This window comes from Arthrobacter mangrovi, from assembly GCF_026011795.1.
GTDB classification, from domain to species: Bacteria; Actinomycetota; Actinomycetes; order Actinomycetales; family Micrococcaceae; genus Crystallibacter; species Crystallibacter mangrovi.
Map to the genome: position 1 here is coordinate 1 of NZ_BRVS01000039.1, position 1146 is coordinate 1146.

The following is a 1146-nucleotide window of genomic DNA, read 5'->3' on the forward strand; positions in this document are numbered from 1 at the left end:
GCCAGCGGGATCGTCACCGCGACGAACGCCTTCACGTTCCCGCCGCCCCACATGTCGTGGACGCCCCGGCCCGCCGCTCCGGCAGCCTCGTCGGCCTGCGGGCCGAAAAGCCCGCCCTGCCCCACAGCAGCCGAGGCGGGACCGGCGGTACCGGCGGCGACACCGAACGCGGCGCCCTGTCCGGCACCGTCCTCGGTCGCATCGGCGGTAAGGCCGAACGCGGCGCCCTGTCCGTTGACCGGGCCGGACCCGGCGTCTCCGGCGGCGGGCCCGAAGGCAGCGCCGGGGGCGCCGGTGCCGTTCTCGCCCAGCCCGAGCGCCTCGGCCGGACCGCCGGCACCCGTGGGAGTGGCTGGGGGTTGGAGGCAGAGGTCGGTGAGGACGTCGGCGCGCAGCTGGGCCAGGGTGCGGGTTTCCCCGTCGAGGGTTTTGAGGTGTTTCGCGTGCTCCTGCACCAGGCTGTACACGGCCATGACGGTATCCGCGCCGGCGTGCACGGTCAGTTCGGCCATGCCGTCGTCCTGCGGCCGGAACCAGACGCCGCGGTGTTCCATCGCCGTCGTATGCCGCTCGTCCAGTGTCTGCGGGTGCAGCCGGTGCCGGGCGGCCCTCGCGCGGTCCTGCACGGTCTCCCTCACCACGTGCTCCGCGCCGGGCAGCACCTGCGCTTCGTACTCGGGCAGGACCGTGGCGGGCAGGTCGCGGGAGCCGCGGACGATCGCGGTCGCCCTCCCCAGGTCGACCCGCCCCTGGTCCATCGCTTCCAGGGTGGCCGGGAAGTGCGCGCAGAGCTGGACCGCGTCCGCGAGGTCCGGGACCAGGGTTTTCTGGGACTGGTGCAGGTGCGCGGCCAGTTCCCGCACGGTGCCCCGGTCATGGCCCTCCGGCCCCATCAATAAGGAGCCGGGTTCGGTGCGGCGGGAAGCGAACTCGTCCAGCCCCCGCACGCGGGCCGCCTGCCAGGACGCGGTCACCTTCTCCACCGCGGCCAGATACTCCAGCAGCACCCCGTCCGCCAGCTGCTTGACGTCCTGCCGGGCGAGCACGATCGCCAGGTCCGCCGGTGTCATGTCCCGCCAGGCCTGGAACCATTCCACCGGCCCGTGCTCCACCAGCGCCGGCGGCCGCGGCTTCGCCGCTTCCCTG

General features: G+C 74.1%; 1 protein-coding gene. It reads right to left on the reverse strand.

The annotated features are described in order from the left end of the window. The coding region (locus AHIS1636_RS19895; RefSeq protein WP_264797606.1) for a DUF222 domain-containing protein at positions 1–1146 on the reverse strand (1146 nt) is incomplete at both ends.